This is a genomic window from Novosphingobium mississippiense, from assembly GCF_044029535.1.
GTDB lineage: Bacteria > Pseudomonadota > Alphaproteobacteria > Sphingomonadales > Sphingomonadaceae > Novosphingobium.
The window spans coordinates 1,479,239-1,499,698 of the sequence record NZ_CP147001.1 but is presented as its reverse complement, the minus strand read 5'-3'; the positions used below and the strand labels follow the sequence as shown (position 1 = coordinate 1,499,698).

Here is a 20,460-nt window from a genome sequence, read left to right as displayed (position 1 = left end):
CGACTCCTTGTTGTACGATCGTATAACAAGGCCATGACGACCAAGCAATCCTACACGCCCGCCTATACTCGGGGTGATCCCGACGAGCGGCGACAGAGCCTGATCGAGGCGACCGCACGGTGCCTTGCCGTGCACGGTGTGAGCGGGACTTCGGTCCGCTCCATCTGTGCGATGGCTGGCGTTTCACCGGGATTGCTGCGGCACTATTTCGGCGGCGTATCCGACGCGATTGCCGAGGCCTATCGCTGGACCGGCCACCGGGTGGCGCGCGCTCTGGATGAGGCTGTGACGGCGGCGGACGACAATCCGCGTTCCCGGCTGCTCGCCTATCTGGCCGCAAGTTTCCGGCCGCCGATCGCCGATCCGGAACTGCTGGCCACGTGGCTGGCGTTCTGGGCGATGACGCCGCAGGACCCCGCCATCGGCCGGCTGCATGCGGACATCTACGGCGAATTCCGCAGCGGCATGGACGCGCTGATCCGCGCCTGCAAGCCGGACATGGCGGATACGCGACTGATCGGCGTTGCATTGACGGCGCTGATCGACGGGCTCTGGCTCGAACTCAGCCTGGGCAAGGCGCCGTTCACACCGGAAGAGGCCGAAGGCCTGGTGGAGACGTGGCTAGACGCGCTGCTCGGCAGCCTTGCGGCGAACCAGCAGCCAGATCGGCAGCCCTAGCGCCATCAGCACGAAGCTGAGGCCGCTGGCGCCGATCCCCGCGCCCCACAGCGTCCATAGCGCATAGGCAGCGCCAAGCACGGCGGCGGGCCGACCGATGCCAAGCTTGAGGGCCGACAAGGCGCAGGCGAGATACAGCCATAAGGTTGCCGATGTGGAGAGCAGCAGCAGATACTCGAACAGCGACTGCATCGACCGGCTGGCGTTCATCGCCGCGAAGAGGCTGGCGATCACCGTGGAAATCAGCAGCGCGCGACGGGCGACGCCGCGCGCGTCGGTCTCCGCGAACCATGCCGGCAGCAGACGGCGATGCGCCATGTCTCGCACCATTTCCGCTTCCAGCAGCGTCCATCCGTTGAGCGCACCGACGCAGCTGATCACCGCGAAGATCGCGATCAAGGTGGCCGCGTCGGATCGCCAGAAATAGCTCACGAACGTCGCGAAAGGTGCGGCGGAATGCGAAGCGAGAGTGACCGGCAGCAACAGCGCGATCGCCGAGCAGACCATCAGGTAGAGAATGCCGGTAAGCCCGGTGCCCCACAGCGTGGCGCGGGCGATGTTCACTTCCGGATTGCGCACCCGCGCCGCCGCCACACTGGCGCTTTCGAAGCCGAGCAGGGCCCAAAGCGTCAGGCTTGCGGCTCCGTTGACGGCGCCGAAGCTGACGCTGCCCGGCGCGGGCGGTGCGATCTGGGCGCGCCCCTCGTTCAGAACGATCACCGCAATGACGACGACCACGATCAGGGGGATCACCTTCAGGCCCAGCGTCACCACCTGAAAACCGCCTGCCGCGCGGGTGCCGCGTAGGTTGATCAGCGCCATCAGCCAGAGCAGGGCCATCGCGGCGAGGGCGGGAATGTGCTCCCCCACACCCAGCACCGGAAAGATATCCGACAGATAGCTGACGGCGGCGACGGCGATGGCCACCACCGAAGTCCAGATGGAAACGAGGTAGATCCAGCTGATGAAGAACCCGGCCGTATGGCCGAAAGCGTCCGTCACGAACCCGGCCGGCCCACCAGCCTGCGGACAGGCCTTGGTCAATCGGCTGAGGACGTAGGCCAGGATCAGCGCACCGCTGATCGTCACCACCCAGCCGATCACGCCGTTCCAGCCGAATGGCGCCAGGCTGGCGGGCAGCAGGAACACGCCCGATCCGATCATGTTGCCCATGACCAGCGCGGTGGCGGCCACAAGGCCCAAGCTTCCGCCCGGGCCTGCGGTTTTCGGAGTTTGTTCTGTCACGCCAGCGTAGGTATCAGAAATCGGCGCCGAATTTTAGGCCGATCACGCGGGGCCGGATCACGTAGTCGTAGAACACGCCGCCCGTGCTGCTGACGCCATCGGGATCGCCGCAAGTCGTCTCCAGGCACTGGACGCTGGTGTTGACCACGCCATTGCTGTTGAACAGGTTGGTTGCATAGAGTTCGACGCGGTAACCGTCCCGCTTCACGCCGATGCTGACGTCGGCGGTGGTATAGGCGCCCAGATTGCCCTTGATCTGGTTTTCCAGCGTGCGCAGGTCGCTGCGGCGCTTGCCGATGTAGTTGGCGGCGAACTGGATGTGGCCATCCCACCCGCCGACCAGGAATTCGTAACGGGCAACGGCATTGCCCTTGAACTTCGCAGTGATCGGCAAATGGGTTCCGGTCGGCGCGAGCAATGCGTTTTCGGCCCCGTCCGTACCCGGCAGGGAGCAGTCGAAGGCGCTGTTGGCGATCAGGCAGAAATCCTTGCGGATCGTCGCGTCGTTATAGCTGCCCGAAAAGTCCATCGAGAGGCCGTTCTTGTTGTAGCCAAGATCGAACTCCACGCCGCGGATGCGCGCCTTGCCGGCGTTGCGGATCTCGGTCAGGCCGTTCGCGCCCAGGAACGACAGCTGAATGTCGTCCCACATCTGCTGATAGACCGCGCCGTTGAAGCGGACCGGGCCCCACATGGTCTTCCAGCCCAGTTCGTAGTTATCGAGCTGGTCCGGCTTGTAAGGCGGCAGCGTGCCGCGACGGTTGATCCCGCCCGGACGGAACCCGCGCGACCACGTGGCGTAGACCAGCGCATCGGGCGTGATCTTGTACGTCAGGTTCGCCTTGTAGATCGCGTCGGTCTTGGACGTCGACTTGTCGAGATTGGTGCAGGGCGATCCGCTGACCACGGCATCGGCAAAGCAGGCGGCAACGCCGGTCTTGCTCGAATAGCCGGCGCCGTAGCCATAGAAGCCGACCAACGAATTCTTGTAGCGGTAGAGGCGCACGCCGCCGGTGGCGCTCAGCTTGTCGGTAATGTCGTAAGTCAGTTCACCGAAGGCCGCATAGTCGCGGTCCACCCGCTTCTGCTGGGTCAGCCAGATGTCGCTGGCGGTGCCCGGAACCTTCAGATCGTCTGCCAGGCCATCGATGATATAGTTCTGTTCGATGTGGTGCTGCTGCCGCTGGTAGAACAGGCCGCCGATAAAGCGCAGCGGATTGTCCTGCGGCGAACTGATGCGCACTTCGCCGAACTGGCGGTGATAGGTGTCCTTGCCCTTGATGTACTGGTTCGGGCTGATCAGATCGCCGGCATTGTCTGTGAGATAGGCGCCCGATCCGAACAGCGCGTCATAGAAGTACGAATAGTCCGAATAGTCGGACTGGGTCCAATCCTTGCGGTTCAGGATGCCGCCGGTGGCGGTAAGATCCCAGTTGCCGATCTTGCCCTCGATGGTGAGGGCGGCCTGGATCCATTCGTCCTTGCTCTTTTCGGGGTTGTACTGAACGGTCTGGAGCTTGCCCGAAACGGCGGTGGAACGTTCCTGCGCGAAGCTGCCGTTGGTCTTCTGGACTTGCCCCATGATCGTGGGCTTCACCGTCCAGTTGCCGTCCAGATCGATGCCCAGCGCCAGGCGGCCGCCGTAGGTGTCGACGTCGTTGTAATTGTCCTCCACCAGATCGGCATTGTCCTGCGTGATGCCGGAAACGGCGAAAGTGCGGCTGCCGTGGACATTGTCGATATAGCCGCCGTCATGGCGATACCAGCCGACCAGTCGGGCAGCGATGGAGTCCGATATCTTGTAGTTGATGAAGCCCTGCATCACGCCGCCGATATCGCCGTGAGAGACGGTGTTCAGCTCGGCATCGACGGCGCCGTAAGTGCCCGATGTATCCGGGGCATTGGTGACGATCTTGATCGTGCCGGCCATCGAACTGGCGCCGTAGAGCGTGCCCTGCGGCCCGGCCAGCGCCTCCACGCGGGCGATGTCGTAGGCATGGATGTCGAGCGCGCCCTGGATGGTCGTGATCGGCATTTCGTCGAGATAAGTGCCGACGGTGGGCAGCGGGCCGGAGTGGTTGGCATTCTCGCCCGAGGCGACGCCGCGGAAATAGACCTGGCTGAAGCCCGGCTGCACCGTCTGGATCGTGACGGAGGGCAGGAACTTCACAACGTCCTGCAGTTCCTTGACCTGAAGGTCCTTCAGCTTTTCGGCGCCGATCGCGGTGATCGCGATCGGTACGTCCTGCAGGTTCTCTACCCGCTTTTGCGCCGTGACGTAGATGACGCCGCTGTCGGCAGCAGGGGGCGTGGCGGGCTTGGCGTCCTGCGCCTGCGCTGGTTGCACTGCAGCAATTGCCGACGAGCCGAGCAACATGGCAGCCATGCCACGACGAAAGGATATACCGGAAGCGACCACCCGAAGACCCCCATTATGTTGTGCCTGGGTAGGTCTCCATAATTTTTAGTGCCGGGCAATAGGGCTTTCGGATGACGATCATGTTGCAGTGCAAATATGACATTTCTGCCACATGAACGAATGTTCAGAATTGCGCGTAAGTCTCAGGCAAATCACCCAATGCTGCGCGAAGGGGAGAGAGCCATTCGGCGAAAATCCGCCACTGGCTCACGCCATCGCGGTTGATCGGGCGGCGCACCTGCTCACTGGATGCCGTGCGCACCGCGCGGGTGTTGGTGTGAAATTCCAGGCAGGCCTGTTCGAACGGCAGGCCAAGATGACCGAGCAGGGCGCGTACCTCGGTCTCGGGATCGTCCAGCAGGTGTTCGTGGATCACCCGATGGACCCGGCCGGGCATCACTGCGTCATAGTGTCGCATGGCCCTGACATAGTCGCCGTAATAGCGGCCCATGTGCGTCAGGTCATAGGAAAAAGCCTGACCCTTGGCGTAGTTCTGGCGGAAATTCGATACGCAGCAGTCCAGCGGATCGCGCCGCGCATCGATGATCTTCGCGTTCGGCAGGATCAGGGCGATGAAGCCAAGATAGGCCCAATTGTTGGGCAGTTTGTCGATATAGAACGGCTTGTCCGTCTTGCGCTGCACCCGCGTGCGTTCAAGGAATTCGGCACCGAGTTGGGCGCGCCTTTCCGGCGTCATCGCGGCAAGCGCCTGCGGCCAGTCGCGCGGCAGGCCACCGAAAGCCTGCGCCTCCCGCATGGCGAGTGCGGGAATGTCCGGCAGTTCCATCGTGCCTTCGATTTGCGAGTGGCTGGCAAGGATCTGTTCGATCAGCGTGGAACCGGCGCGCGGCATCCCCAGGATGAAGATCGCATCGGCCGAAGGTTCGCCGCCATCCGGATGCGTGGACAGGAAGGAGGGGGTGAACGTCTCGATCACGGCATCGACCTGTTCGGCCACCGCATCGGGGTCGTGCAGCAATTCCTGGCTGCGCAGTGCATTGCCTTGCGCATAGTGTGAGAAGGCTGCTTCCGCCGCCCCCCGTTCTTCCAGCGCTTTGGCGAGTGCGAAATGAAGGTGGAGGCGATCGTCCTGCGCAAGCCGATCCTCATTCGCCAGCGCGGCCTGCATCGCCGCAAGATCGGCATCGTCGAAGCGCACGGTCTTCAGGTTGGCAAGGCTCCACCATGCTTCTCCCAATCCCGGTTCGATGGCGATGCAATGGCGATAGGCCGTGATTGCCTCGGCCTGTTCGCCCAGGGTCTTCAGGATATGGCCGTAGCTCATCCAGAGCTTCGCATGTTGCGGGAAACTGTCGAGCAACTCACGGTAGATCCGGCGCGATTCTTCGTACTCGCCGATCCGGCCCAGCGCGGCGGCGCGAAGGTTGAGATCGCCGGCACTGGCGGCATCGGCGGCCAGCACGGTATCCAGCATGGCAACGGCATCCGCGAAACGGTTCTGCTTGTACAGCACGGTCGCCAGATTGGCGCGTGCCGCAGCGAAGCCCGGCGCAAGTTCCAGGGCGCGTTGCAGCAAGGCTTCGGCATCGCGATAGCGGCCGATCCGCCCGGCGAGTTCCGCCATCATGCGGATCGCGGCAACGTCGCGCGGTTGCGCGGACAGGCGCTGGCGCAAAGCCGTTTCGGCAGTCGGCAGGTCGTTCGCCAGCAGGGCCTGGGCAATGGCGATCAGTTCCGGATCACGCACCGAAGCGCGGATCGCCGCGTTCTCCGCCAGTTCCGCGTCGCGGATCTGGCCCAGCTTGCGCAGTGCCTGCCCCAGCAGGCGAAGCACGCGCGGATCCTCTCCCTTCCGCACCAGCGCCTCGCGCAGCAAGGGCACGGCACGCGCGGGATCGGTGGCAACGAGTTGGCCGAGCGGAACGGCAGGAGCGGTCTGATTCATCGGCGCCGACTATGCGGGGCCGATGCGCGCCGCTCAAGCCGGTCCATCAAAACCCGCGCGCCACCCCTTCGCGACGCGGATCGGCGCCGCCGAGATAGCCCTTGGGCGTCACGATCACGGCCTGAAGTCCGGATTCCTCGCCACGGCTGGTCGAAAGCACCATGCCGCGCGCGGCAAGGCCCGTCATGATCGGATCGGGGAACACGTCCGCGCTGTAGCTGTCACCCTTGGCGACGAGATTGGGCAGCGAAACCGCGTCCTGCGGGCTCATCTTCCAGTCGAGCAGCGCGACCAGCACCTTCAGATTGTAGGCCTGGATGGCGGATCCGCCGGGCGATCCCGCCGCCGCCACGAACTTGCCCTGCGGTGTCAGCACGATGGCCGGCCCCATGCTGGAGCGCGGGCGTTTGCCGGCGGCAGGTGCGTTGGCGGCAGGCGCGCCATCGGCATCGTTGGGAGAGAACGAGAAGTCGGTCAGTTGGTTGTTCAGGAAGAACCCGTCCACCATGCGGCCCGAACCGAAGATGCTTTCGACCGTGGTGGTCATCGAGACGACATTGCCCTGCGCGTCGATGATGACGAAGTGGCTGGTGCCGCCCGGTTCCGCCGTGGCATCGGGTCCATTGACCGGGGCACCCTTCGGCATCCCGAACGAGACCGGTCCTGCCTTCTCCCCGATCAGCGCCGCGCGATCGCCAAGATATTCGGGATCGAGCAAGCCTTCCACCGGCACTTTCACGAAAGCCGGATCGCCGACGTAACGATCGCGGTCGGCATAGGCGAGGCGGCTGGCCTGCGCGAACTGGAACCAGGCCTTCTCGTCCTTGGCAGAGCGCTTGTCGATGTCCGTATGCGCCAGCACGCCCAGCGCGATCTGCAGGCCGGGGCCGCCGGAGGGAGCCTGCGGCGTGCAGACCACGTACGTGCGGTAGGGATTGCACAGGGCCGGGCCGGAGCGGGGCTGATAGGCTGCAAGGTCCGCCAGCGTCATCGTGCTGGGGCGTGGGCCTTCGTGCAGGCGGGCAATGATGTCCTGCGCGACCGGTCCGGTCAGCAGGCCGGAGGCGCCGAACTGGGCGATCCGTTCCAGCGTCCGGGCATAGGCGGGATTGCGCAGGCGATCGCCGGCGACATAGCGCGTGCCGTCTGCCTTGGTGAAATAGCGCACGGCGTCGGGAGACGAGGCCTGCGGCGCGCGGGACTGGATCATGCCGGCAAGGCGCGGGCTGACGATGAAGCCTTCCTCCGCCAGGCCATGCGCCTTGTCGAACAGGGTGCCCCATTCCAGCTTGCCGTGATCGCGGTGGGCCATGTTCAGCATGGCGATGGCACCGGGCACCCCGGTCGATATGCCGCCCAGCACGGCATCGAAGAAGGCCAGCGGCTTGCCGCCATCATCCACGAAAAGGCGATTGGTGGCACCGGAAGGCGCCATTTCGCGCCCGTCGTAGGCGGTGACCTTGCGCGTCTTCGCGTCGTAATAGATCATGAAGCCGCCGCCGCCCAGGCCAGAGCTTTGCGGCTCCACCAGACCCAGCACGGCCTGGATCGCGACTGCCGCATCGACCGCCGATCCACCCTTGCGCAACACCTCCACCCCGGCCTCAACCGCCAGCGGGTTGGCCGCCGCGACCATTGCGTGGCGCGCCAGCCCCCATTGCTGGGGACGCGCCTTCGCAGCGGCAACATTTGCCGGCGCTTCGGCCTGAACGACCGAAGGAACGGTCAGAGCAAGGGCCAGGGCAAGTGCAGTGATTCGATGAAAGGCGGTGGGGCGACGCAAGCGCGTTCTCCTGTCTGGGAGCGACCGATTTTCCCGTGGCTTAAACAGCCTTTCGGCGTTGCACCAGCCCCGCAAGTCCAGCGATCCGCGCAATTGGCCGCCATGCGGTCGATTCACCGGGCTTCGCGCTTCGCGATCGCAGCAGACGCAATTGCCGATTGGCTTGCGTTACTTGCAATAATATCTCCGTTCGGGTGACTTGCAGGCATTAGTTAGCGTGCTAATTACCCGATCATGCAGGAACGACGATTGCGCGAGCGGGCATTGGCCGAAAGGCTGCTGCCGGTGTCGCGATCATGGCGACAACTGGCGGATGATGCGCTTTCATCGCTGGGGATATCGAATTCCTCCGGCTGGGCGCTGGTGCACTTGCTGCGTCTCGGCAAGACGGTGCGGCAAAGCGAACTTGCGCGCGTGGTCGGCGTTACCGAACCCTCGCTGGTGCGCACCCTGAACCTGCTTGAGGGCGCCGGCCTGATCGAACGTATCGCGGACGAAACCGACCGCCGCGCCAAGCACCTTGCGCTGACGGCGGAGGGAGAGGCGCTGGCAGGAAGAATAGACACGCGTCTCAACGCATTGCGCGCCAACCTGCTTGATGGCATTCCTGACGCGGACCTTGAAACCACGATGGCGGTTCTCGATCGGATCGCTGCTCGCGTGGCCGAAAGCGGCGGCAAGCCATGACCAAGCGCTTTGGATTCGATGCAGCGCTGTTCTCGGTGAAGGCGTACATCGCCGCGATGCTGGCCGTCTACATCGCGCTGTCGATCGGGCTGGACCGGCCCTACTGGGCGTTCCTTACCTCCTACATCGTCGCACAGCCGCTCGCCGGCGCGGTAGTATCGAAGGCCATGTTCCGCGTGGTCGGCACCTTCATCGGTGCGGCCGTGGCGGTTCTGATGGTGCCGCCGCTGGTCAATTCGCCCGAATTGCTGACCTTGGCGATCGGCGGCTGGCTGGCGATCTGCGTGTTCATCTCGCTGCTGGACCGCACGCCGCGCTCCTACGCCTCTGTCCTTGCCGGCTATACGGCGGTGCTGATCGTGCTGCCCAGCGTCGATACGCCGCAATTGATCTTCACCACCGCGGCGCTGCGCGTGCAGGAGATCACGATCGGCATCCTCTGCGGCAGCTTCGTGCACGCGCTGGTGTTCCCGCAGTCGGTTTCCGCCTTCATGCTCCAGCGCGTTTCCACGATCCTTGCGGATGCGGAGCGCTGGTCGAAGGATTCGCTGCATATCGACGTCGATCCCGCAGTCGATCGCGAGCGTCGCCGCCTGGCGCTGGACGTGACCGAACTGCACCAGCTTTCCACCCACCTGCCTTACGAAAGCACGCGGATCGCGCCGCGTATCCGCACCGTGCGCGCCCTGCAGGACCAGCTTTCGATGATCATGCCGCTGGGCGCCGCCGTGGCCGATCGCATCGCCCAGCTTCACGAAGCCGGCGGCGGGCCGCCCGAAGCGGTGACCCTGCTGGCCGACACGCGCGACTGGTTCGCCCGGCTTGGCACGATGCCGATCGAACAGCGCAGCGAAGAGGCGGAGGCCCTGCGCACGCGTTGCAAGGCGCTGGAGCCGCAAGTGGGAGAGGGCGCTTCCTGGCATGACCTCATCCTGCTCAGCCTTCTGTCGCGGCTGGCGACCCTGATCGGTGCGCATCGCGATTGCCGCGATCTGGCGGACCAGCTTGCATCGCCATCGATCCGCCCGGTGAGCAGCCGCGCGGCGGCGCTGGTGGAAGGCAGGCGCGGGCGAGAGCTTCATCTGGATTATGGCGGCGCCATTCGCGGCGCGCTCAGTGCCTTCATCACCATCGTCGTCGGCTGTGCCATGTGGATTTTCAGCGGCTGGCACGATGGCGGCACCGCGATCATGCTGGCAGGCGTGTTCACCGCGCTGTTCGCCGCCGCACCCGATCCGCTGGCGCCGCTGCGCTCATTCTTCGTCGGCACGTTCATCGCCACTCTGCTGGGCCTGCTCTACGGCTTCGTCCTGCTGCCGCGGCTTGACGGCTACCTCCAGTTCGCCGCCGCCATGGCGCCGATGCTGCTGATGCTGGGCATGTTGATGCAGTCGCCCCGCTATGGCGGCATCGCCGTGCCGCTGCTGCTGGGGCTGGGGTCGCCGGTTCTGGTGGCAGACCAGTACATCGGCGGCTTTGCCAGCTACATGAACGGGTCGCTCGCCCAGCTTACCGGCATTCTCTACGCCATCGTCATGATCCGCCTGCTCAGCTCGACCGGGGCGGAAAGCGCAATCCGGCGCACGCTGCGCGCGGGCTGGGTGGACATTGCCGAACGCTCCAACCTGATGGCGCCGCCCGATGTGCGTGCCTGGATCAACCGTATGCTCGACCGTATCGCCCAACTTGCCCCGCGCCTTGCGATGGCCGGCCGTTCGCCCGGAAAGCCGCTCTACGATGCCTTGCGCGATCTGCGCACAGGCATCGCCATCGGCGAACTGCGCGAACTGCGCCTTGGCATGTCGCCCGAACGCAGCGCCCCGCTTACCGCCGTGCTGCGCCGCGTGGGCGAATACTATCGCAGCCTGGTGCCGGATCGCCCCGCGCCGGCAGACCCTGAACTGCTGCAGGACATCGATGTCGCGCTGGACGCCGTCCTGCGTGACGGTGACCGTGAGGCGGCACGCTCCGGCGCGCTGGCGCTGGTGAGCCTGCGGCGCAACATCTTCCCCGAAGCCGCACCGATCGAAAGGCTGGCCGCATGAACGGGGAAATGTCCTTCGACGGGGTGTTCGTGCCGACGCTGCTGGTGCTGGCCGTGATCGCCTCCATCATCACGCTCGCGCTGATGCGCATTGCCAATCTCGTGGGTTTTTACCGCCTTTTCGCGTATCGTGCGGCGGTTGACCTGTGCCTCTATGTCCTTGTGCTCGGGCTTCTGGTCTGGGCCGCTCCGCTGATCGGTTTCCGCCAATGAAGAACCTGCTTGCCCGGATAGCCCCGAGCCTCGCAACCCTTTTGCTTGTCGTCATCGCCGCCCTCGTGGCGATCTGGCTCTGGAACCATTACGAGAACCGGCCGTGGACCCGTGACGGCCGCGTGCGCGCCGATGTGGTGCGCGTCACGCCGGATATCGGCGGCCTGGTCACTTCGGTGGAAGTGCGGGACAATCAGGAAGTAAGGGCGGGTGAGCTGCTCTTCGTGATCGACCGGCCCCGCTACACGCTGGCGATGCAGGCTGCGCAGGCCGCCGTGGCCAGCGCGCAGGCGAAGCTGGGGCAGGCCCAGCGCGAAGCCAAGCGCGACCTTGCGCTGGGCGATCTGGTCGCCACCGAAAGCCACGAGCAGAACGTGGCCGCCGTCGCCACGGCCCGCGCGGCGGTGGACCAGGCCTTGAGCGCGCTGGACAAGGCCAAGTTGGACCTTGAGCGAACCAACGTCCGCGCCTCGGTCAATGGCACGGTCACCAACCTTGACCTGCACCCCGGCGACTACGTGGCGCCGGGCAGCCAGGCGATGGCGCTGATCGATCGGGATTCCGTCCGCGTGGAAGGTTATTTCGAGGAAACCAAGCTGCCGCACATCCATGTCGGCGCGAAAGTCACCGTGGTGCTGATGGGTGAATCCCGCCCGCTGAAGGGCGTGGTGGAAAGCATCGCCGCCGGCATCAACGACACCACGCGCAGCGATTCCCGCAATCTGCTGCCCAGCGTCGATCCCACGTTCACCTGGGTGCGTCTGGCCCAGCGCATTCCGGTGCGGGTGCGCCTGACCGATGTGCCCAAGGATGTGCGCCTGATCGCCGGCCGCACCGCCACGGTAACGATCGAGGAACATGATCAGCCCGTAAGGGGAAGGCGCCAGCAGCCTGCTGCAGCCGTCGCAACTCCTGCCGCCACCCCGACCGCTAACGCTTCTGCGGAGCCGGCGAAGTGATCCGATCCGCCCAACTTCTTGGCGCTGCCTCGCTCGGGGCGATGGCGCTGCTGACCGGTTGCGTTGCCGGGCCGAACTACAAGCCGCCCGAACATTCGGCGGCAACGGAACCCTCAGCCAACGGCGCATTCGCGTCGGGGCAGGGTTCCTACTTCTCGCAGGATCCACTGCCCGACCGCTGGTGGCGGCTCTATGACGATCCGCGCCTGGACGGGTTGATCGAGCAGGCGCTGGAAGCCAACGCCAACTTGCGCGCCGCCGATGCCAACTTGCGCAAGGCCGATGCGGTTGTGCGCGAATACGTGGGGCAAAAGGCGCTCAGCACTTCGGTGCTGGCCGACGCCGATCTTGAGCGTGACTACACCAGCACGTCGGCCGGCACCAACATGCCGGGCGTCCTCACCTACGATCTTGGCTTTTCGGTCAGTTATCCGCTGGACCTCAACGGCAAGCTGAAGCGTGCCATCGAAAGCAGCCTTGCCGACCGTGAGGCGGTAGAGGCCGCACGCGATGCCGTGCGCATCAGCGTCGCCGCCGCGACGGCCAAGGCCTACGCCGATGTCTGCGCCGCAAATTACCAGCAGGCAACGGTGGAGAAGGTGATCGCGCTGCAGCAGCAGACGCTGGACGCCACGACCCGCCTGCAGCGCGGCGGACGCGGCACCGCGTTCGACGTCAGCCGGTCCCGCACGGCCGTGGAAACCAGCAAGGCCAGCCTTCCGGCTTTCGCCGCCAAGCGCAAGGCGGCGCTCTATCTGCTGGCGACGCTGCTGGGCAAACCGCCGGCCGACTATCCGGCCGAAGTGGAAAGCTGTGCGCAATTGCCTTCGCTGCGCAGTCCGATGCCGATCGGCGACGGCGCGGCGATGATCCGTCGCCGTCCGGACATCCGGCAGGCCGAACGCACGATCGCCGGGGACACGGCCCGCATCGGCGTCGCCACGGCGGACCTCTATCCCACCGTCAGCATCGGCGGCGGCATCATCAACGACGGCAAGCTGGAGAACCTGGGCAAGACGCACAGCTTCGGTTTCAGCTTCGGCCCGCTGCTGACCTGGAACTTCCCGAACCGCCCGCTGGTGAAAGCGCGCATCGATGCCGCCAATGCGCAAGTGGATGTCGATCTGGCCAAGTTCGATGCCACCGTGCTGGAAGCCCTGCGCGGCACCGAGACGGCGCTGGAAACCTATGCCCGCGACACCGATCGCGCCGCCGCCCTCGGCAGTGCGACCCGCAGCGCCGGCGTTTCGCAGGCACAGGCGGCCAAGTTGTTCCGTTTCGGCCGCAGCGATCTGCTGTCCCTGCTGACCACGCAGGCCAATCTGGCCAATGCCGAAGTCGCCCACGCCACTGCCGAGGCGGCGTTGGTGGACGATCAGATTTCGGTATTCCTGGCACTGGGCGGCGGCTGGGAAGCGCAGCCGCCGAAGTAGGGGGATCGCGGCGCTGGCGGGGCTTGTGCGGCAGGGCTTATGCGCCCTGCCGTCGAAGAACCGCTTTTGCCTGTCGTCGCATGCTTCCGTTCGCGATCACGCAGCCCGGCGGCGCGTGATCAGGCTGGCTTCATAAGCCGCGAAGAGATCGACGAAATGCTCGTCCATCGTGCGCGCCATCGCTGTCGGACGCGGACGGTCACGCATCACCTCCCGGATCGCGCCCGCTGCGGAATGGACGTCTGCAGCGGAGTAAACCCGCCCGGCGCCGTCCCGCGCGTGGTCGGCGGCGCCGCCGGCATCGGGCACGATCACCGGCACGCCGCTGGCCCGCGCTTCGGCCGCGGTCATGCAGAATGTCTCCGCCTCGCAACCGTGGACCAGGGCATCGGCGCTGGCCATGATCCGGGCGAAGGCGGCACGGTCACGCTCCGGTTCGAACAGGCGCACATGCGGATTGCCCGCGATGTGGCGCAGGATCGTGCGATGTTCGCGCCCTTCACCCAGCATGACGAGACCGATCGGGCTTTGCTGGCTGGCCATGCTGACCGCGTCGATCACCATCGGCCAGCGCTTTTCCGGGGCAAGACGACCGATGCCGAGCAGCAGGGCGGCGCTTTCCGGCAAATCGCAATCGGCCAGAAGCCGCGCGCGCAAGGCAGGGTCGCGATGGGCGGGGGAGAAGCGCCGGGCCTCCACCCCCATCGGGATGGTCACGGTGTGCTGCACGCCACCTTCGGCAAGCCGGCGGGAAAGGTCGCTATTGGCGCAGACCACATAGTCGTAACGGCGCGAATTGCGGCGCAGGTGCTGCCAGAACACGGAGAACTGGCGGTCTATCGTCTGGCGAGAGAACACGTCACCTAGCCAGCGATAGGCGTAGGCCGAAAGCGGGTCGGCATGCATGACCAGGCTTCGCGGCGTCGGCGAATCCCAGTCGGCGACAAGCCCGGCGCTGCGCCAGGGGGAGGTCGCCTCCACGAAATCCGGGGCCAGCGCGTCCAGCGCGGCGTGGAGGCGCGGTGCCTCGTTGAAATACCAGTATTTGCGGTCGAGCGGGAAGCGCGGGCTTTTCAGCGTGACGATGCGCGCATTGGGGCCACGCTCGATCACGGCATCCTCGTCACCCGGTGCAAGGATCACGATCTCGTGACCCAGCGCCGGCCCGATGCGCAGCTTCTGTTCGACATAAGTGCGCACGCCCCCGCCTTGGGGCGAATAGAAGGCGCAGACATCGACGATCTTCATGCAGGTACGACCCTAGCCTTGATTATCTTACTTGAGCGGGGCGACGCCCAGCCCACTGCGATAGTTCATCACGATGCGCAGCGGCGTCATGCCGCTGCCCGCCGAAGTGGCGACGTTGCGCACGCTCGGCTTGCCCCAGCCCAGCTTGGGATTTCCGGAAAAGCCGATGCCGTCCACCCGCCAGTTGAACTTGCGGTCGTTGTCGCGGTCATGCAGCAGGCTGACGGCGTAAGTGCCCGGCCCGGGCAGGCGCACGCAGAGCCTTGGCGTGCCGCTGGCAGGCACCGGCACTTCCACGCGGCGGAACGTCTTGCCCGCGCTGACCAGCACGTTGTCGTCGGCCAGGAAGTCCTTGTCGTTCGCCGGGTAGACTTCCAGTTTCAGCTTGCCGATGCGGTCCTTCAGCCCTTCGACATCCACCTCGAAGGCGGGGCCGCGCTCGTTCGTGCGGCATTGCCCTTCGGCCTTGCCCAAGTCCGGCGTGGAAGGGATCAGGGCCGTGGCCGCAAGCGTGAGGAGCAGGGGGAACGTCATGCGCGGGCCTCCGGCGTGGCAAGGTCGCGGATCGCCAGCAGCCCGCCCAGCAGCAGGTGGGCGGCCAGCAGCAGGCCGGCCATCAGCGTCATCAGCGCGCCGATGTCGCCTTCATGGCCCAGCGCCAGCACGGCGAAACCGGCGAACAGCAGGTCCTTGTTCGGCATCAGCGGCAGGCGCGAAACCAGCAGGCGCAGCGTTGCCAGGAACAGCCACCAGCTCAGCGGAACCTGCGGCAGGACGATGTGCCACATCACCGCGTTCGACACGGTGGTGAAGGCGATGCGGGCAAGATGGATCTGGGTGATCATCACCAGATCCGCGCGCGGCAGCGTGAAGACCTTGCGGCGGAACACCATGGCCCCGGCGGAAATCGCCAGCAGGATCGCCAGCGAATACGTCAGCATCCTGGAATCGAGGCCCAGTCGCGTCATGCCGACGATCGGCAGCATGATCGCCACCAGCAGCATGGTCACGCCGTTGCCGGTCATGGCCGACAGGATCGCCACATCCTTCACTGCACCGAAAGGCGCTGCGGCCAGCGAAACGCGCTTGCGCGCCCAAGTGTAGAAGTACGCCTCGCCCAGATAGCCGAGCAGCAGTTCGTTGTAGACCTTCTTGCGCAGGAGAGCGAGCATGCCCCCCGGCGGGATCGCCCAGAGGCGGTGGAAGATCAGCCACTCGCTGGCCGGGGTCACAAGGTAAGACGTCACGAACACCAGCCAGAAGCCGATGCTGGTCGGCATCAGCGCCTGCATCTTCGCGATTTCGAGACCGCCCATCTCGTGGATCACGGCAATGATGACCGCGAGCGACAGCGCGATCGAGAACAGGGCCTGTCGCCCCCGATTGGGGGAGCGGTCCTGCGGGGTTAGCTGAATTGCCGGGGCTGGGGATGCCAGGGCAGCGACGGTTTCTGTCACGAAGTTCTCCGGGAGTGGGCGCGGGAGATCAGAAGGTTCGCTGCCAGTTCGAAGGCGGCAGCCAGGCGCTCTCGTCGAGCATGCGCTGGCGGCTGCGTTCGTTCTCGCGGCGCAACCTTTCCATGAGTTCTATGTATCGGCTTGCGGCACCCTCGATTTCGTAGCGGGCAGCGACGTTCCGCGCGCGGGCGGGATCGCCCGGCAGATCGCGGATGCGTGCCAGCCCATCGGCAAATGCAGTCTCGTCGCCGGTGGGGACGAGCAATCCGGTTCGCCCGCTTTCCAGCAGGCACGCCATCGACACGCAGCAGTCGGTCGAAAGCACGGGAAGCCCGCTCGCCAGCGCCTCCACCACGACGCCGGGCAGGCCTTCGTAGTCGGAGCTGAGCACGAAGGCGTCCGCCTCTGCCAACAGCGGATCGATGCTGGCCAGATGGCCGGATAGGCGGACTTGCGCGGCAATGCCGAGTTCCGCCGCAAGCCGTTCGATGGCGCCGCGTTCGGGGCCTTCGCCGGCGATCGTCAGCGTATCGCCCGGCCGCGCCGCCCGGGCAAAGGCGCGCAGCATCAGCGAATGGTTCTTCTGCGCAACCAGACGGCCGGCCGTGAGATAGCGGGTTCCCCAGACCGACGCGGGCTTGCGATCGATCCGGCCAAGATCGCCAAGGCGCCGGCGCGAGAGGATCGGGTTGGCAATGACCGCCACCTGGCGCGCGTTCGCCAGCGTGATCTCACGAATTTCACGCGCCATCGGGTCGGACAGCGCGACAAGCCGGTCGAACATGCGCCCCTGGGCCCGCAGCCATGCGCCATAGCCATGGCGTAACAGCGCCGGCATGTCGGGCCGGTGCAGGGCATTGCTGACTTTCAGCACCATGGGCGGTGTCTGCTCGCCCAGCAGGACCCGCATCGCCGCGCCGACCACGGCATAGGTATTCCCGGGAAGGAACAGCACGTCGGTGGAATGTTCCAGCAGGTAGCTCTGCAGGCAGTGGATCATCCACGGCGTTTCCCACGACGCGGTGGGGAAGGGGGCGGGAAGCTGCCAGTAGTCCAGCGGCGGCGCACTGGTGAGATGGCTGCTGCCCGAACGGCCCAGCACGATGGTGACCTTGTGACCCGCGCGATCCCATTGCATCGCCAGCCCCAGGGCCACGCGCTCCACGCCACCCGGATCGAGGCTGTGGATCGGTATCAGGATCCTGAGCTTGTCCTTCATATTCCCCCCGACGACACCGCCAGCTTCGATCCGCAGTTGGTGCGTGCAAAATCCGTTGGTAAAATTCATCGGTTGCGACCCGTGGCCGCAGCACTGCGCGCGGCCGATTGTTCAGCGATGGTGGTAGTGTTCGGAATTCATGTCGGGTTGGTGACGGCCGCGCAGCGGTCACGCAGCGGACGGAAAACCGTATTCAAAGAGTCATCCAGCCAAGGGGGTTGCCCTTAGTTCGGCATAACGGGCTGGCCGATGCGTCGCGGCGAAGCGGCGCAGCGTGGCGTCGATGCTGTCCAGCAGCGATGTTTTCGTGACATCGCCGGGGTGCACCGCGATTCGCACGGTTTCCAGCGGACCCAGCGCCGCCCGGGCCAGACCGGCGAAGAACAGGGATGAAGCCGTGCGCATGGTCGATCGACTGGCCCAGGTGATCACCGGCCCCTTCGCCAGTACCTGGTCCGTCGTCGCATCCCAGACCCGCCAGTGATCTTCGGCCAGCGCGAAGTCCGCCTTGCGCAATGCGGCGCGCGCGCCTGCGCCATAGAGCCAGGCCGGCGCGATGAAGCCGGCACTCTCGCGCCCGATCACATCCTCCACCAGTGCCTTGCCTTCCAGCATGCGATCCAGCGCGGTGGCATCGTCCAGCCCCAGGAATTCGCCTTCGCCGGCCGTCATGTGCTTCGCCTTGAAGCGAGCGGCGGCGTCGACGTGCTGGGCCATGTCCTTGTGAAACCAGCCATGGACGAACATCTCGATGCCGCGATCGGACCAGTGGCGCAGGCGCGCCTGAAATGCCCGGTCCTTCACCAAGGCGTGCTGCCCCCAATGATCGGGCACCACCAGCATCGCGAAATTCGGGCCGCCAAGACGCGTTTCCAGAATGTCCGCCAGTTGCAGCACCGCGCGTTCGCTGCCCGGGCCGACGTCATGGATAGAGGCCAGCAGGCGTTTGGCAGGGCGGTTGGCAGGCAGGGGCTGGGATCGAGAGGGCATCGGCTTCGGGCTGTTCCCATGGTTGCGGCGCTTTGCCACTTCGGCGCCGACTATGCGCACCGCGTGACTGTGGAATGACGCCGCCCACGGTGAAATTCCGCAGTCTTGCGGTGCGCGGAATTACCAATGTGAAATTGGAGCGCGCCAAACCGTGATTTTTCAGCTATGGGCCGCTCAAAGACCCTTGGTCGCCAAAAACCCCACGGCAACTTACCCCCCAAGAGACCGCGCAAGCGGCACAGGACAGATTCGACAAACTCATGACTTTTTCACAGCTCCCCCAGCCCCTTGCCGACGCGTTGACGGCGCAAGGCTACGAGTCCCTCACCCCCGTGCAGGCTGCCGTTTCGGAAGCCGAGGCACGCGGACGCGATCTCGTGGTTTCCGCGCAGACCGGTTCGGGCAAGACCGTCGCCTTCGGCATCGCCATGAGCGACGAACTGCTGGCGGATGGTTCGATTCCCTACGCCGAAGCGCCGCTGGCCCTTGCCATCGCGCCGACGCGTGAACTGGCGCAGCAGGTCAGCCGCGAGCTTGAATGGCTCTACGGCAAGACCGGCGCGCGCATCGTCACCTGCGTCGGCGGCATGGACCCGGTGCGCGAACGCAAGGCGCTGGAACGCGGTGCGACGATCGTCGTCGGCACCCCCGGTCGCCTGCGTGACCACCTGGAACGCGGCAAGCTCGACCTTTCGGCACTGCGCGTCGTCGTGCTCGACGAAGCCGACGAAATGCTCGACATGGGCTTCCGCGAAGACCTGGAAGAAATGCTCGACGCGATGCCGCAGAGCCGTCGCACGCTGCTGTTCTCGGCCACGATGCCGCGCCCGATCGAGGCGCTGGCCCGCCGTTACCAGACCGACGCGCTGCGCATCTCGACGATCAGCGAGAATCGCGGCCACGGCGACATTTCCTATCAGGCCGTCACCGTTGCCCCGGCAGATGTCGAGAACGCGGTGGTCAACCTGCTGCGTCTTCACGATGCCGAAACGGCGATCCTGTTCTGCGCCACGCGCGACAATGTGAAGCACCTGCACTCGACCCTGACCGAGCGCGGCTTCTCCGCCGTCGCGCTGTCGGGCGAGCATTCGCAGAACGAGCGCAACAACGCGCTTCAGGCGCTGCGCGACAAACGCGCCCGCGTCTGCGTCGCCACCGACGTGGCCGCGCGCGGCATCGACCTTCCGTCGCTCAGCCTCGTCATCCACGTGGAAATCCCGCGCGATGCGGAAACCCTGCAGCACCGTTCGGGCCGCACCGGCCGCGCGGGCAAGAAGGGCACCGCCGTCATCGTCGTGCCGTTCCCGCGTCGTCGCCGCGTGGAAGGCATGTTGCGCGGTGCGCGGATCGAGGCCGAATGGGTTGCTGCACCGACCCCCGAAGTCATTCGCGCGGCCGACCGTGGCCGCCTGATGGAAAAGCTGCTCGCCCCGGTCGAGGCTGACGAGGAAGATCGCGAGATCGCACGCGAAATCCTTGAGAAGGTGAGTGCGGAGGATCTGGCCGCGGCTCTGGTCAAGGCGCATCGCGCCGCGATGCCGCAGCCGGAGGAACTCATCGGCAACAGCCCCGAAGCACGCGAAGCGCGCCAGCGTCCGGGCTTCGACGATGTCGTGTGGTTCACCATGGACGTGGGTCGCCAGCAGAACGCCGATCCGCGCTGGATCCTGCCGCTGCTGTGCCGCCGCGGTCACGTCACCCGCAACGCGGTTGGCCAGATCCGCATCATGGCCAACGAAACCTACTTCCAGATCCCGCGCGCGCAGGCCGAACAGTTCGTCCGCGCCGTGGAACGCACCGCGCATGACGACAGCGGCGATGTGGAGAACACCATCCGCATCGTGCAGGCGCAGGACACCCCGCGCGATGTGGCCCGCGATCGTCGCCGTGACCGTGAAGGTCCGCAGGGACGCGGCCGCAAGCCGCATGGCCGTGAAGACGGTGGTCGCGGTGGCTACGAAGGCCAGCGCTATCAGCCCCGCCCGACCGGCGGCGCGCGCCCGGAACGTAGCGGTGGCGGCGGCAAGCCGTTTCACAAGAAGCCGAAGAAGAGCAGCTGGTAAGCTCTTCCGGATCGATGCTTAGGAGAAGGCGGGGCTTGGTTCCCCGCCTTTTTCTTTGGGTCAGGGACTGGCGAACGAAGTCGAATCCGTGTTGCCCCCATCCCCGTCATCCCCGC

At 65.7% G+C, this 20,460-nt stretch carries 16 protein-coding genes; 7 read left to right on the top strand and 9 right to left on the bottom strand.

Features of this window, described 5'->3' with window-relative positions; translation table 11 throughout:
* The first annotated feature begins 33 nt into the window (after positions 1-33).
* A complete protein-coding gene (locus WBP06_RS07020; protein WP_395333204.1) occupies positions 34-678 on the top strand; it encodes a TetR family transcriptional regulator C-terminal domain-containing protein in 645 nt (214 codons plus the stop codon).
* Here the strand turns inward: WBP06_RS07020 and WBP06_RS07015 are convergent.
* The 4 genes from WBP06_RS07015 to WBP06_RS07000 form a co-directional block, all read right to left on the bottom strand.
* Positions 622-1,881: an amino acid permease gene (locus WBP06_RS07015; RefSeq protein WP_395333201.1), complete on the bottom strand. Its 1,260-nt coding sequence runs from the start codon at positions 1,879-1,881 to the stop codon at positions 622-624. The genes WBP06_RS07020 and WBP06_RS07015 overlap by 57 nt on opposite strands.
* Before the next feature lie 55 nt (positions 1,882-1,936).
* A complete protein-coding gene (locus tag WBP06_RS07010) occupies positions 1,937-4,300 on the bottom strand; it encodes a TonB-dependent receptor (protein ID WP_395333199.1) in 2,364 nt (787 codons plus the stop codon).
* Between the two features lie 166 nt (positions 4,301-4,466).
* Positions 4,467-6,248 carry a sulfotransferase gene (locus WBP06_RS07005; protein ID WP_395333197.1) on the bottom strand — a complete coding sequence of 594 codons (1,782 nt, stop codon included), beginning with the start codon at positions 6,246-6,248 and terminating at the stop codon, positions 4,467-4,469.
* A 46-nt stretch (positions 6,249-6,294) separates the two neighbouring features.
* On the bottom strand, positions 6,295-8,031 hold the full coding sequence (locus tag WBP06_RS07000) for a gamma-glutamyltransferase family protein (RefSeq protein ID WP_395333195.1): 1,737 nt from the start codon (positions 8,029-8,031) through the stop codon (positions 6,295-6,297).
* A gap of 249 nt (positions 8,032-8,280) precedes the next feature.
* Between WBP06_RS07000 and WBP06_RS06995 the strand changes: the two genes are divergently transcribed.
* From WBP06_RS06995 to WBP06_RS06975, 5 genes are read left to right on the top strand one after another with little or no spacing between them, the layout of a single operon-like run.
* A complete protein-coding gene (locus WBP06_RS06995) occupies positions 8,281-8,718 on the top strand; it encodes a MarR family winged helix-turn-helix transcriptional regulator (protein ID WP_395333193.1) in 438 nt (145 codons plus the stop codon).
* A complete protein-coding gene (locus WBP06_RS06990) occupies positions 8,715-10,763 on the top strand; it encodes an FUSC family protein (RefSeq protein WP_395333190.1) in 2,049 nt (682 codons plus the stop codon). Before WBP06_RS06995 ends, WBP06_RS06990 begins: the two co-directional genes overlap by 4 nt.
* Positions 10,760-10,975, top strand: a complete 216-nt coding sequence (locus tag WBP06_RS06985) for a DUF1656 domain-containing protein (RefSeq protein WP_395333188.1) — start codon at positions 10,760-10,762, stop codon at positions 10,973-10,975. The genes WBP06_RS06990 and WBP06_RS06985 overlap by 4 nt, the downstream gene beginning before the upstream one ends.
* Positions 10,972-11,934 carry an efflux RND transporter periplasmic adaptor subunit gene (locus WBP06_RS06980; RefSeq protein ID WP_395333185.1) on the top strand — a complete coding sequence of 321 codons (963 nt, stop codon included), beginning with the start codon at positions 10,972-10,974 and terminating at the stop codon, positions 11,932-11,934. Before WBP06_RS06985 ends, WBP06_RS06980 begins: the two co-directional genes overlap by 4 nt.
* A 41-nt stretch (positions 11,935-11,975) precedes the next feature.
* A complete protein-coding gene (locus WBP06_RS06975; protein WP_395334071.1) occupies positions 11,976-13,367 on the top strand; it encodes an efflux transporter outer membrane subunit in 1,392 nt (463 codons plus the stop codon).
* 96 nt (positions 13,368-13,463) lie between these two features.
* Here WBP06_RS06975 and WBP06_RS06970 read toward each other — a convergent pair whose 3' ends face one another.
* From WBP06_RS06970 to WBP06_RS06950, 5 genes are all read right to left on the bottom strand, one after another.
* Positions 13,464-14,615: a glycosyltransferase gene (locus WBP06_RS06970; RefSeq protein WP_395333183.1), complete on the bottom strand. Its 1,152-nt coding sequence runs from the start codon at positions 14,613-14,615 to the stop codon at positions 13,464-13,466.
* Between the two features lie 27 nt (positions 14,616-14,642).
* Positions 14,643-15,149, bottom strand: a complete 507-nt coding sequence (locus WBP06_RS06965; RefSeq protein WP_395333181.1) for a DUF2141 domain-containing protein — start codon at positions 15,147-15,149, stop codon at positions 14,643-14,645.
* Positions 15,146-16,072 carry a hypothetical protein gene (locus WBP06_RS06960; RefSeq protein ID WP_395333179.1) on the bottom strand — a complete coding sequence of 309 codons (927 nt, stop codon included), beginning with the start codon at positions 16,070-16,072 and terminating at the stop codon, positions 15,146-15,148. The genes WBP06_RS06965 and WBP06_RS06960 overlap by 4 nt, the downstream gene beginning before the upstream one ends.
* A gap of 28 nt (positions 16,073-16,100) precedes the next feature.
* Positions 16,101-17,291, bottom strand: coding sequence for a glycosyltransferase (locus WBP06_RS06955; RefSeq protein WP_395333177.1), 1,191 nt, complete (start codon positions 17,289-17,291; stop codon positions 16,101-16,103).
* Between the two features lie 201 nt (positions 17,292-17,492).
* Positions 17,493-18,281 (bottom strand): DUF2334 domain-containing protein, encoded by a 789-nt coding sequence (locus WBP06_RS06950; RefSeq protein WP_395333174.1) that lies wholly within the window; start codon positions 18,279-18,281, stop codon positions 17,493-17,495.
* Between the two features lie 260 nt (positions 18,282-18,541).
* Between WBP06_RS06950 and WBP06_RS06945 the strand changes: the two genes are divergently transcribed.
* A complete protein-coding gene (locus WBP06_RS06945; RefSeq protein WP_395333172.1) occupies positions 18,542-20,344 on the top strand; it encodes a DEAD/DEAH box helicase in 1,803 nt (600 codons plus the stop codon).
* Positions 20,345-20,460: the final 116 nt, after the last annotated feature.